At 63.9% G+C, this 12,418-nt stretch carries 10 protein-coding genes; 7 read left to right on the top strand and 3 right to left on the bottom strand.

Annotated features, from left to right (window positions below; all coding sequences use genetic code 11):
- Positions 1-908: 908 nt before the first annotated feature.
- Both GH664_RS18455 and GH664_RS18450 read right to left on the bottom strand, forming a co-directional pair.
- The gene (locus GH664_RS18455; RefSeq protein WP_096447446.1) at positions 909-1,301 is read right to left on the bottom strand and encodes a VOC family protein; all 393 of its coding nucleotides are present in this window, start codon (positions 1,299-1,301) and stop codon (positions 909-911) included.
- Positions 1,302-1,336: 35 nt separating this feature from the next.
- Entirely contained in the window at positions 1,337-2,968 is a 1,632-nt protein-coding gene (locus tag GH664_RS18450) for an ATP-dependent acyl-CoA ligase (protein WP_153169535.1), read from the bottom strand.
- Between the two features lie 189 nt (positions 2,969-3,157).
- On the opposite strand from GH664_RS18450, the gene GH664_RS18445 reads away from it, so the two are divergent.
- Entirely contained in the window at positions 3,158-3,847 is a 690-nt protein-coding gene (locus GH664_RS18445; RefSeq protein ID WP_096447442.1) for a TetR/AcrR family transcriptional regulator, read from the top strand.
- Positions 3,848-4,036: 189 nt separating this feature from the next.
- Positions 4,037-5,617, top strand: a complete 1,581-nt coding sequence (locus GH664_RS18440) for an NAD(P)/FAD-dependent oxidoreductase (protein WP_050416205.1) — start codon at positions 4,037-4,039, stop codon at positions 5,615-5,617.
- A 33-nt stretch (positions 5,618-5,650) separates the two neighbouring features.
- On the opposite strand, the gene GH664_RS18435 is transcribed toward GH664_RS18440, so the two are convergent.
- Complete coding sequence (locus GH664_RS18435) at positions 5,651-6,304, bottom strand: TetR/AcrR family transcriptional regulator (RefSeq protein ID WP_096452357.1); 654 nt, start codon at positions 6,302-6,304, stop codon at positions 5,651-5,653.
- Positions 6,305-6,564: 260 nt separating this feature from the next.
- Here GH664_RS18435 and GH664_RS18430 point away from each other — a divergent pair, with 260 nt between their 5' ends.
- The 5 genes from GH664_RS18430 (at position 6,565) to GH664_RS18410 (ending at position 12,393) form a co-directional block, all read left to right on the top strand.
- Positions 6,565-7,839, top strand: a complete 1,275-nt coding sequence (locus GH664_RS18430; RefSeq protein WP_096447440.1) for a cytochrome P450 — start codon at positions 6,565-6,567, stop codon at positions 7,837-7,839.
- 65 nt (positions 7,840-7,904) lie between these two features.
- The gene (locus GH664_RS18425; RefSeq protein WP_153169534.1) at positions 7,905-8,936 is read left to right on the top strand and encodes a hypothetical protein; all 1,032 of its coding nucleotides are present in this window, start codon (positions 7,905-7,907) and stop codon (positions 8,934-8,936) included.
- A 38-nt stretch (positions 8,937-8,974) separates the two neighbouring features.
- The gene (locus tag GH664_RS18420) at positions 8,975-9,331 is read left to right on the top strand and encodes a hypothetical protein (protein WP_096447438.1); all 357 of its coding nucleotides are present in this window, start codon (positions 8,975-8,977) and stop codon (positions 9,329-9,331) included.
- Positions 9,332-9,647: 316 nt separating this feature from the next.
- Complete coding sequence (locus GH664_RS18415; protein WP_050416200.1) at positions 9,648-10,157, top strand: carboxymuconolactone decarboxylase family protein; 510 nt, start codon at positions 9,648-9,650, stop codon at positions 10,155-10,157.
- Positions 10,158-10,161: 4 nt separating this feature from the next.
- The gene (locus GH664_RS18410) at positions 10,162-12,393 is read left to right on the top strand and encodes a CoA transferase (protein ID WP_153169533.1); all 2,232 of its coding nucleotides are present in this window, start codon (positions 10,162-10,164) and stop codon (positions 12,391-12,393) included.
- Positions 12,394-12,418 lie beyond the last annotated feature (25 nt).

Genomic DNA, 12,418 nt, shown 5'->3' with positions numbered 1-12,418 from the left:
ATTGATCACCGCGTCAAGCGAACCATCGACCTGCTCGGCACGGCCGAGCGTGGCGACGGTGCGCTTCTTTACCCGTCCGGCTTCGTCGCGATAGGACTCGACGAGTTGGACGTAGCGGCGACCTCCGGAGGTGGTGAGCTTGACGTGCATGCCCCCACTCTACCCAGGCACAAAGCCTCGTCAAGTTTGAAGGTGACTGTTACAAACGTGCCACCACAGAACTTTTGCGGTCGCGGCCTTCAAACCCGCGCCGGCGCTGGAGGCACTTTCCGAAAAGGGGCGAAAATCGGGGTGAAGTGTCGAACCCCGGGGGGCCGATCCTTGCTGTAAGTGATGAAGCATGTGGCGGCTAGTTCATCCTTTAGCCGGCAATAATATCCCACTCGGTGTATGCCGACCATCCTCGTGATCTTCCCTTCGGATGAGCGTCTTCGCTGCCTTCATCCTCGGCGAACGACTTCTCTCCGGTGGGGGCTTGGCATCGAGAAACTAGAATGCCAAATCGCTACTTGCAGGGACGGCAAGGGGAATAAGTGTCACGGAAATCATTATTGTCGGGAGGGTGCTGGCTGTGCGCCCGGTGCAAGCGGGCATCAGTTGCGCGGATCAGGGGCACGGGGCTACACGTGGGCCGGAGCAGAGTGTAGGCGAAAGCTGTTTACGGGGGGCGGGCCGGGGTGCGGCAAATTCTCGGCCTTTGCGCCCGGCCGCCAGGAACAGTTCGAACGGCGGCAGTGCGAATGCTGCCGCCGTCCATGTAGATTCCGTGCGACGGCCTCCATCTCGGTCCAACCGGGCTTATGCATCCCCGGGGCTATTGTCGCCACGGGGAGTAGCCGAAACATGTTGGCGGCACCTCGCGCACCACGCTGTCGTCTTCCGCCTGCGGTGTACCGAGTCTTGTGTGTTCAGCCCTCTTCTTCAGATTTGCGGCAGGAGGCGACGAGCTTGTTTCCGTCGAGGTCGCGTATGTATGCGGCGTAGGCATGCGGCGCGAAAGGTCGGGGGCCTGGGGCGCCTTCGCAGGTACCCCCGAGTTCAAGCGCACGCCGATGGAACTCGCGCACGGCAGCGCGGGTCGGGGCTGCGAGGCCGATGGTCATGCCGTTACCCGTAGTTGCAGGTTCTCCGTTACGCGGATAGAGGATCATGAACTGCGGTGCCTCGATACCCCAGCCGCAGGCCTTGCCTTCGACCTCAAGCAGGCACTTGAACTGAAGCGGGTCTAGAACCTGGTCGTAGAAGGTCTTCGCGCGCGCGATGTCGCGCGTCCCGAGCGTGACGTGGGTAAAGATGCTCATGATGTCTTCCTCTCCGTTTTTCTGCCTTATGGGAATCAGCGTTTGCTGACCTTGATGTCGGTCTCTTCCAGATCCCAGGTCGTTGGCGTCTTGCCCTCTTCGCGCAACTGGTACTTCAGCACCCGGCCCTGCGGGTTCTTGGGCATCGAGCTGCGGAATTCGATATAGCGGGGGAGGGCGTAATAGGGAACGGAATCGATTGCCCACTTGAACAATTCTTCGGGCATGAGGGAGCTGCCGGGCTTGAGAATCGCTGTGACCTTCACGTCATCCTCGCCCTTGTCCGAAGGCACGGCGTGGACCGCAACTTCTTCGATGGCCGGATGCGCCGCGAAGGCGGCTTCCATCTCGAAGCTCGAGATGTTTTCGCCGCGCCGGCGCAGGTAGTCCTTCTTGCGGTCCACGAAATAGAAGAAACCCTCTTCGTCGAATTTTCCGATATCGCCGGTGTGGAACCACATGTTGCGCAACAGCTTCATGGTGTCGGCGGGGCGTCCCCAGTAGCCCATGAACATGATGTCGGGGCGCAGGGGCCGAACGACGATCTCGCCCGGCGTGTTGGCCGGAAGCTCACGATCGAGGTCGTCGACGATGCGCACGTCAAAGTCGGGGATGCGCTTCCCGGATGAGCCGGGCGCTGCGTACTCGCCGCCGGGTAGCGAGGTGATGACGCTCGCTTCGGTGAGGCCGTAGCCATTGCCGCCCACCTGCTTGGCGCCGAAGCGTTCGCGCCAGATCCTCTTCGATTCCTCGGTGAAGGGGTTGCCGCGCACGGTGTGGATCTGTCCGACGCAACGTTTCATCGACTCGTTGTCCGGCGCCTGGGCGAGTAGTCCGCCCATGCTGCCGAGGATCGACGCGATTGTGGCGCCGCTGCGCTCGACTTCGGGCCAGAAATTGGATACCGAGAAGCGCTGCACGATCGCGACCCGGGCGCCGACCATGATGTTCGAGAGGATCCCGACGCACAGCGCGTTCATGTGGAAGAGCGGCAGCGGGGTGATGGTGATGTCGTTCTCGGTTGCCGGTCCCGCGCGCAGCTGGAGGCGGGCGAGATTGCACATGTAGTTGTAGCTCAGCATGCAGCCCTTGGACGGCCCGGTGGTGCCCGAGGTATAGACGATGCACGCAAGGTCCCAGGGATTCGGCTTCGTCTCGATCGCGTCGTCGCGCCGGCCGCGGTGTTCGTCCAGCGGCGTGATGCGGGCGCGGCACTCCGGGACCTTGGTGAGGTGGGCGCGGTGAAGGATCAGCTGGACTTCCGGCAATCCGTCCGCCACCTGCGCGATGCGTTCGACGTAATCCGCCTCGCAGATCACAATTGCAGCCTGCGAGTCCGCGATCTGATGGCGGAGGAACTCGCCCCGCAGCGCAGTGTTGACGGGGACACTCACGGCACACAGCTTGTTGATGGCGAGCCAGGCCACGACTGCATCGATGTTATTGTCGAGCATGCTCAGGACGGTCTGCCCGGCCTGGACGCCCAATGCTGCGAGCGAGTGGGCGAGGCGCGTCGAAAGCTGGTCGACCTGGCCGTAAGTGTAAAGCTCGCCGCCGAAGTCGAGCAGCACCCGCTCGGGGTGCTTTGCAACTGCCCGGTCGAGTGCCGCGATGACCGTATCCTGTGGGCCGACCGACCAGCTTTCCTGATTGCCCATGCCTGCCATGTAATGTCTCCTGTCCCGATTCGCCGTGTTGGGGTGATGTGCAGCTTTCGTTGTGACGGCAAAACATAAACACAAATAGAAAAACTGTCAAATATAAGGAGGCGTAGTGATCATTTTGATGGGGGCTCGGATGTTCATGCGGTTGGGGCACGCTACAATCATCCATCGGTGAATTCTCGGGGAGCGGAGATGGCGGAAGCAGTCGAGGCGGGAAAGGCAAAGGTGAAGAAGCCTCGCGCGACCGCCTCTGCGAAGGAGGGCGCCGAGCCCGCGCCGGTCAAGGCCGTGAAGGCAGTTCGCCGGAACAGGCGGTCCGAAAGCACGATCCTGGGCATTTTCGACGCTACCGAAGCGGTGATTCTCGAGTCCGGAGCAGACCGGGTAAATATCCTCGACGTTTGTGAGACCGCAGGCATCTCGCGTGGGACGTTCTACAGGTATTTTTCGTCGCAGGACGATCTCCTGGACGCGTTTTCACGTCATCGGCGCGATCGTTTCCATGCCGCGCTGATCGAGGCGACTGCTCCGTATACCGATCCGGACGAACGTTTCGACGCCGTATTGCGATTCGTCGATGATTACCTCGAGCGCGGGAATGCACGACGGCTGCTCGTGGTCGCGCCGGAGTACGCAATGCGCTGGCTGCAGCGCATCTTCCCCGACTCGGTGATCCGGTTCCAGGACGTGCTTGGGCCGGTCTTCGATGCGTGGGAGTCGCGTGCGGGAATCAAAATCGACCGCGAGCTCACCTGCGAACTGCTGGTCCGATACATCCTCAGTGAGATTCTCGTCCCCGCCGGCCCTGAGCGCCGAAGCCTGCCGCGCCGCCTCGAGCGGATGTTCGCCATGCTGATGCAGGGCCGCGTTTCCCGCCGCTGAACACGCCGCGTCCGCCCGCCGCTGCGGACGAGTGAGGGTGCGGCATCCGTCCGTCTTCCACTGCGCTTTGACTCCGCGTCAAACCGCTCCGCCGTGTCCGGCCGGGGCGCTGTGCTTCAATCGGTTGGTTCGTCGAATCGGACGCATTTCACCAACAAGCGCATCCGGTACACCCCGGAGGGAGACAGAATGAGTGGCGCAAACAGTTATGACGTGGCGATCGTCGGTGGCGGGCACAATGGCTTGGCGGCCGCCTGTTATCTGGCCGAGGCAGGCAAACGTGTCGTCGTCATCGAGGCCCGCGAGAAGATCGGCGGCATGGCCTCCAGTGGTTACCTGATTCCGGAGGCGCCCCGGCATCTGATCAACCCCTGCGCGCTTGATCTTATGTCGCTCCGGGTTCATCCCATGATGCCGCAGGAGCTGCAGCTCGAGCGTCATGGGTTTCGTCAGGTCGAAATGTCTCCCGGATATGTGTACGTCCATCCGGATGGCAATTCGCTGGTGTTCTGGCGCGAGCCGGAAAAGACTGCGGCCGAGATCCGGCGCTTCTCGTCCCGAGACGCGGAGGAGTTCCTGGCACTGATGAAGCTCGTGGATGCCTTCATCGACATGGCCATTCCGATGATGCGTGTCGACCCCGCGCAGCGCAACCTGGGCGCGAAATGGCAGGCCCTGAAGGCGGTCCTCAGGAACCGCCATCTGAAACCGGAAATCATGGCGCTCATCGGCAGTCCGGCGTACACGTCGATCATGGAGCGCTTCGAGCATCCGGTCGTACAGTCGGCGCTGTGCTGCCTGCTTGGCGCGGCCGGACCCATCGCGAACGACGCGACGGGGATCTACTTCGCGCTGTTGGGCTTCATCCATCGCTTCGGGCTGGGTCGCGCCGTGGGGGGGACTCAGGCGTTGTCGGATGCGCTGGCAGCCCGGTTGCGCGAGCTGGGTGGGGAGATCCTGGTTTCTGCGCCGGTGGCGGAGATCATTGCCGGCGATGGTCGGGCGAAGGGGGTGCGACTCAAGGACGGACGTGTACTGTCGGCGAAAGCCGTGGTGGCGTCGATCCACCCGAAGATGGCGCTGGAAATGGTTACGCCCGGGGCGCTCGATCGGCGCACGCTAACTCGCGTAGCACTTGCGCCGGCCAACGGCCACGGGGCATCGCCACTGAAGGTCGATGTCGCGCTCAGTAGCCAGGTGAATTACCGCCGCATTGAAGCCCTGCGGGCCGACGGGCTGAGTCTGCGCAAGAGCGTGCTCCTGATCGGCACCTCCGATGCCGTGCTCGACAACTTCCGCTGCGCCGCGCGCGGCGAGGTGTCGAAGCTGCCCTACATGTGGATCACGGTCCCGACCGCTGTCGATCCTGGGCAGGCGCCAGAGGGGCAGGACGTGGCCTACCTCTATCCCGTTGCGACGCCGGTCGAGCCGCGCGAAGGATGGGATGCCATCAGGGACCGGGTAGGGCAGACGGTCATCGACCAGGCCGCCGAATACATGCTGGGTCTCAAGGAATTCGAGATCGGTCGTCGGGTCGAGGCCGCGCCGGACCTGGAGAAACGGCTCAATGTGCATCGCGGCTGCGTGGTGCATGTGGATACGAGCACCACGCGTTCCGCGATGATGAGGCCGGCGGCGGGATTGGGTGGGGACAGCCTGCCGGTTGCAGGACTCTTCCTCGGAGGCGCGGGCATCCACCCGGGTGGTGGGGTCAACGGCTTGCCGGGACGGATCGCCGCCAGTCGGGTGAAGCGTTTCCTCGCACGCTGATGTGGCGCGCGTCGCGCAAGGTGGCCGTAGCTGTCAGGCCGCTTCGGGCGGCGTCTTCGGCGGGGCGTCGGGCCGCATGAGCGGATGTTGGTCGCTGCGCTCGCGCTCGACGGCAGCCAGCACGAAGTCGACCGCGAAGCGTCGCCATGTGTCCGCGTCGTCGGCGTTCGCCACGTCCAGGCCGCACAGGGTGACGACGGTGTAGCGGCTGACGAAGGCGCTGGTGGTCACCTGCGCGGCTGCGGCGAGGAACAGGTCCGGGTCGACGTTCGCACGAAAATCGCCACTTTGGGCCCCGCGAGCGAGCACGCTGCGCATCTTGCGCTTGAGCTCGGGAGCGAGGTCGACAAAGCTGTTGCGCGGCGTGGCATGGCTCTCGTGGTAGCGGATCCCTTCCTGTGCGAGCGCGCTCAGCATGGGGTCGCAATAGGGCCGGATCATGTGGTTGAGGAGTGCCCGCAGCGCGTCACGTGGCGCCAGGTGATCCAGTTCTACCGCGACGAGTTCGCCCATGGTCGTCGCGGACGAGTCTTCCAGCACGCAGGCGAAGAGTTCCTCCTTGCTCCGGAAGTAGTGATAAACGAGCTGTTTTGTGACGCCGGCGGCATGGGCGATATCGTCGATGCGGGCGTCCGCCAGTCCCTTGGCGGCGAATTCCCGTCGCGCCGCAGCGCTGATGCGGCGCAAGGTCTCCCTCTTATCGGGGGCCGCGCGTTCGGTCGACTTGCTCGGGTTTCGGGAAGAGCTGGGCATGTTGGAAGATTTCGTTTCCGCTTGTTGTCCGCGAAGCTTAGCGCAGTTGACTCGAGGTCAAACGACAGTCGCTGCCGAATCGGCCACCGCTTCGATTTGATGGTTAGGATGTGGACGCTTTTGCAAAAAATGCGCATGTGTCTGGCGGTTGTTTCTCGATAACCGCAGCAACGGGCGCCACACAGGAGACAACCGTGAGCACCGATATCCTCAACCTCGACCTCGAAACCGCATACACGGCCGTATCGGAAACCTACAAGGGCAAAGGCGACATTCACGCCGCGTGCCGGGCGATGCGCGGCAAGTCCCCGATCTACGTCGGGGACTTCATCAAGCAGTTCGGCGTGCCGACGAACGCCGGCCTCAAACAGGGCACTCGGCCCACGTTCGCGCTGTTCGGCTACAAGGACGTGATGAACGTGCTGCGTGATGCCGACACTTACACCAACGGATTCATTGCCGAGGGACTGGGGGCATTCTTCGATGGCCTGATCATTCTCGCGATGGACGGCGAGCAACACCGGCGCGTGCGGGCCTTGCTGCAACCGGCCTTCATGCCGGATACGGTCAACAAGTGGCGGGGCCAGATCGACCACGTGATCCGCAAGGACTTCCTCGAGCCGATGGTGTCGCAGAGGAAGGCGGATCTGATGGACTTCGGCTTGTACTTCCCGATCCGTGAAATGTACGCGCTGATGGGTTTCCCGACGGACGACACCGAGAAGTACAAGAAGTACGCGGCATGGACCCTGGCGATGGTCGGAGGCAACCAGGTCGACCCCGAGAAGATCGATGAGGCGCGCCGCAATGCCGGGGTTGCGGTCAAACTGCTCTATGACGCCATTCAGGAGGTGGTGGTCAAGCGCCGCGCCGAGGGCTCCCACGGCGACGACATCATTGGGCGCCTGCTGCGTGCCGAATATGAGGGCGAGAGGCTCGACGACCACCAGGTCATCACCTTTGTGCGCTCGCTGTTGCCGGCGGCGGGCGAGACGACCACGCGCACGTTCAGTTCCGTCATGACCCTGTTGCTGACGACGCCGGGGCTGGTCGATCGCGTCAGGGCCGACCGCTCGCTGGTGCCCAAGCTGATCGACGAAGCCGTCCGCTATGAGCCGGTGGCGACCTTCAAGGTGCGCGAGACGGCCAAGGAGGTGGAACTGCACGGCGTGACGATCCCCAAGGGGTCGTTCGTGCAGTGCATGGTGGTATCGGCGAACCGGGACGAGGAGGTGTTCGAGAACCCGGACCAGTTCGACATCGACCGCAAGCTCAAGCCCTCCTTCGGTTTCGGGTTCGGCCCGCACATGTGCATCGGACAGTTCGTTGCCAAGGTGGAGCTCAATTGCGCGATCAACGCGATCCTCGATCTCTTTCCGAACCTGCGGCTGGACCCGGACAAGCCCGCACCGGTCATCGAAGGTGCCCAGCTGCGCGGCGCGTCCCACGTGCATGTGATCTGGGACTGAACCCGGGCACCGTTCCCGCCCGTCGCGCGCACGGGCGGCTTCCCGACCTCTTCCGGAATTCAACGATGAGAATCTTCCAGACCGTTCCTCAACGGGGCGATTTCGCCTATCAATGCCTGGTCGGACCGCAGAAAGTCAGCGGCGCCAAGCTCGCGGACCTGCGTGATCATTTTGGGCTCAAGCTCACCAAGCACATGCCCTTCGGCAGTGTGCGCGACGAAGAAGGGCACATCTATTCCTTCGTCCGTGCCGTAAATGCGCCTGGCAGCTCCCCCAATCCGACAAAGTTCATCTATCAGTCCACCCGGATTGACGAGCGCCACATTCGGGTCGACAAGGAAAGGATCCTGCCTCGCGCGATGACGATGTTCCCTAAACGCTGGCTGGAAGGAGATACCGCCTGCTGGTCCAGCCTGGACGGCGAACCCGGCGAGCCGTGGCTGATCACCGCGTCGGGTGAGCTCTTCAGCTGGAAGGAGGAGGGGCTTCTCGACATCGGCGGGCCGCTTATCGGCAACGGCATGCAGTGGTACCTGCCCGGCGAGGATTGGGGCACCTTCTACGTGTCGCAACTCTACGACGTGTCCGGCATCTGCGAGGGGCGTCCGGTGAAGGGCGTCATCGCGCTCGACCAGGCGTGGATGGCCGACGGCGGCGCCATTCACTTCCAGAAGGACCTCGTCGTAAACAACAAGATGCACGTCATCTGGTGGTCGTTCGCGACGATCTACAAGGACGGGACCTGGGATGCGGGCTCGTTTATGGTCGGTCACGAGAATCTGGGCTACGCGATCTTCCAGAACCACAAGGGCGAGATCTATTGCACGACGGATATCGAGGGCGAGGTGCGACACAAGGAGGGAAGTTATTTCGCCGAAACTGCCCGTATCGTGGTCGATGGCCGGGAGGAGTGGGAGTTCCTGCCTGATCCGAAAGGCGAAATGATGGACTTTGTCGGCGGATTCCCGATCACCGCGCAACAGGAAGGCCGCTGGAGGCGTGTGGGTGATACGCGCGAGCCGGATCGCTGGATGGCCTGGGGCGAATCGGACCGCCGCAACGGCAGCGCGCGCAATGTGCGCGGCAGCGAACTCTGACGCGCCCAATCAACACGAGACACGAAAAAGGAGCTCCCATGAGCATCGACGCGAAGGCCATCGAGCATTTCCTGCACACACAGCTTGCCCGATGGAACGCCTCCGACAAGGAAGGTTTTCTGGCTGCTTACCGCGAGGTCGCGCCCGGCGGTCTCTCAATCGAATACGTCGGCCGACCGCCCGCTGACGGGTGGCCGGTGCTTGAAGCGATGTGGACCGCGCAGAACGCCAAGATCGACATCGAGGAGGTCGCGATGATCATCAATGGCTGCGAGGCGGCCTGTCACAACCGCAACAGGGTGAAGGGGACCGATGTGACGATCGAAACCATCGAGCTCTATCGCTTCGACGAGGGCGGCAAGCTCCACGTGCGCTACTTCATTCGTCAGCCCTGAACGGGCAGTAACGGCGCGGTCGGGAAAAACCGCGATTGCGAACGTCCTCTCTACATCCTGAGGCAGGTGCGGCGTGTTCTGACACCCGGTCAGATCACGCCGTTCTTGTTTCGGAGGGGATTCAGTCGTATATTTGAACAAAAATGCAAAAACTGAACATATAACTACGAGAGGCTGTGCATCGGTGAGGCCGCTCGACCCCGCGATCGAGCGCTTCATGCAGGGTCGGGTGGCTCGTCGAAGTTCTGCAGCCTTGCCTGAGCGTTCTGACCGACGTCTCGCCGGGCAATCCGTTCATCCCAACCGAGGACCCACCATGGCGAGAATCCAGCCCATTCCCCTCGATGCGTTGCCTGCACCGCTTGCCGACGCAGTGGCGCGGGGGTGCGCCAACCGCATGTTGAGTTCCACCGTCCCGGTGCAGGTCTGGGCACATCGCCCCGAGCTTGCCCAAGCCTGGCTCGCGACCCTGGAAACGATGCACGTGAGTGGGGTGCTCGACGGCCGCCTCCGCGAGCTGGTGCGGCTCAGGATCGCCTCGATCACGACCTGCAAGGCGTGTCAGCTCGCGCGCAAGGACGACGCGGTGAGCGAGGAGGATATCGCCTGCCTGAGCGCGGACGATGCTCGTTTTTCGCCGCACGAGAAGGCGGCGCTGCGATACGCCGAGCTCTTTGCGGCCGACTACATGGCCATCGACGACGCGGTATTCGCCGAGCTCGGCCGCCATTTTTCCACCGCCCAGATCGTCGAACTGAACATGTTCTGCGCGCTGATGCTAGCGGGTGGGCGCATGACCTATGTGCAGCAGGCGTACGCGGAGTAGGGCGATGCACGAAGGCATCCTCGCCGGTATCCGCGTCGTCGAGATCGCATGCGGCATCCCCGGTCCGGCGGCCGGGTTGCTGCTCTCGGAGGCGGGTGCGGAAGTCATCCGCATCGAAGCGCCGGGCAGCGATGCGGAGCAGGGCACGGCCTTGTTCTCCGTTCTCAACAGGGGAAAGCGTCGGGTCGAGCTCGACCTGGATCGCGATGATGGGCGCGGGCGTCTGCGTGCCTTGCTGGCCGACGCCGACGTGTTGATCCACGACTTCATACCCCGCCGTGCGGCGGCGTTGGGGCTGGCGGACGACGTGCTTGCTGCAGCATGCCCGCAGCTTGTTGTCTCGGCAATCACCGGCTGGCCATCCCGGCATCCACTCGCCGAGGCCTTGCCGCGGGAATCGCTCGTGCTCGCGCGCTTGGGTCTGCTCGACGAGCAGCCTGGTCATCGGCCGGGCCCGATCTTCGTCCGCATGCCATTCGCGAGTTGGCTCGCCGCCTGGTTCTGCGTCATCGGGGTGATGGCGCGTCTGATCGCACGTCGACGCGACGGGCGCGGCGGGGCGGCTCACACCAGCCTCGCCCAGGCCGCGCTCGCACCGATGAGCATGCACTGGTCACGCGCCGAGACGCCGACACCGGTGTTCGTGAAAGGGCTCGACAAGACGACGCCTATTCCGCTGCACCGATGCTTCGACGGGCGCTGGATCCATGTGCACTACTCGCCGGACAAGGCGCCTTGGATGGCAGAGGCGCTCGCAGCGATGGGGCCCGAGGCGGTCGCGGCCGAGAACGCGAAATATCCACCCAGCCACGTTGCGCCAAACTTCGGCGCGAATAGGGCAATCATTGCCACGCGCCCTGCGCAGGAATGGGTCGAACACTTCTGGCAGCACGACGTGGCCGCACAGGTTGCGGCCCCTTTCGGTGAGATATACCGCGACGAACAGGCGCGTGCCAACGGATTTGTCGTGATGGTGGACGATCCCGTCCTCGGTCACGTGTTCGAACCCGGGCCGGCGTACACCACCGACCCTCCCCCGCGCCTGCGCGGCGGGTTGCTGCCGCTTGAATCGGACCCGGCTTGGAGCGTCCCGCGCGCGCAAGCATTCGACGGCGTGCCGAAGGGGCAGTCGGGGAGCGCACCCCTCACTGGCCTCAGGGTGCTCGACCTGGGCGCCTACCTTGCGGGGCCCTTCGCGACGCAGCTCCTCGCCGACCTCGGCGCCGAAGTCATCAAGGTGGAACCCCCCGGTGGCGATGCGATGCGCCGTCTGGAACGGATCTTCGCCGGCACGCAGCGTGGCAAGCTCGGTGCGACGCTCAAGCTCGGGGATCCGACCGCACAACCGGCACTCGCGGCGCTGGTGCGCTGGGCCGACGTGGTTCATCACAACGTCCGCCTGCCGGCCGCGCACAAGCTGGGTATCGACTACGAAACGCTGAAGGCGATCAATCCGGCGCTTGTGTATTGCCACATCAGCTCCTACGGTCCGCTGGGACCGCGCAAGGACTGGCCCGGGTTCGACCAGCTGATGCAGGCGGCCTGCGGCTGGGAAGTGGAATGCGGCGGCGAGGGGAGGCCGCCGATGTGGTTGCGCTTCGGCGTCGGGGACTACTTCGCCGCGCTGTCGTCAGTGTTCGCACTCCTGCTCGCGCATTTTCAGCGCCAGATAACGGGCGACGGACAGGCGGTGGCGGCATCGCTCCTCGGCGCGACGCTACTGACCGTGGGCGAGGCCGTGATGCGCGCCGACGGCAGTCTGTCCCCGATCGATCACCTCGACGCGGCGCAGACCGGCGTGTCGCCGGATCACCGTCTGTATCGCTGCGCGGACGGCTGGCTGGCTGTCGCCGCGCTGCGGCCGGAGGAAGCGCGGGCGCTCGCCGCCTTGGCCGGGAACGATCGCGAGGCCTGGTTTGCGGCGTTCAGCCGCGAGACGGCCTGCGAGTGTCTGACCGCGGCGGGGGTGCCTTGCGAGCCCGCGCTCGAAAACCCCGGTCTGAGCTTTCTCGACGACGACGGCTGCCGACGGGCGGGGCTGCACGCCGCCTATCCGCACGCGGTGTATGGGCACCTCGAACAGGTCGGCGCGTACTGGAACTTTTGCGACCTGCCCCTCGCCCTTGACCGGGCACCGCCGGCGCTGGGCGAGCACAGCCACAGGGTGTGGCGATCGGTCGGGCTCGACGAAGGGCAGATTCAAAGCATGGTCGCCGCGGCCGTGACCAATCCCTGACGCATGGACGAAGGAGAAACGAACA

The sequence above is a fragment of the Thauera sp. 2A1 genome, from assembly GCF_009469595.2.
Lineage (GTDB): Bacteria > Pseudomonadota > Gammaproteobacteria > Burkholderiales > Rhodocyclaceae > Thauera.
The sequence above is the reverse complement of the archived record's forward strand: the minus strand, read 5'-3'. Positions and strand labels throughout refer to the sequence as shown.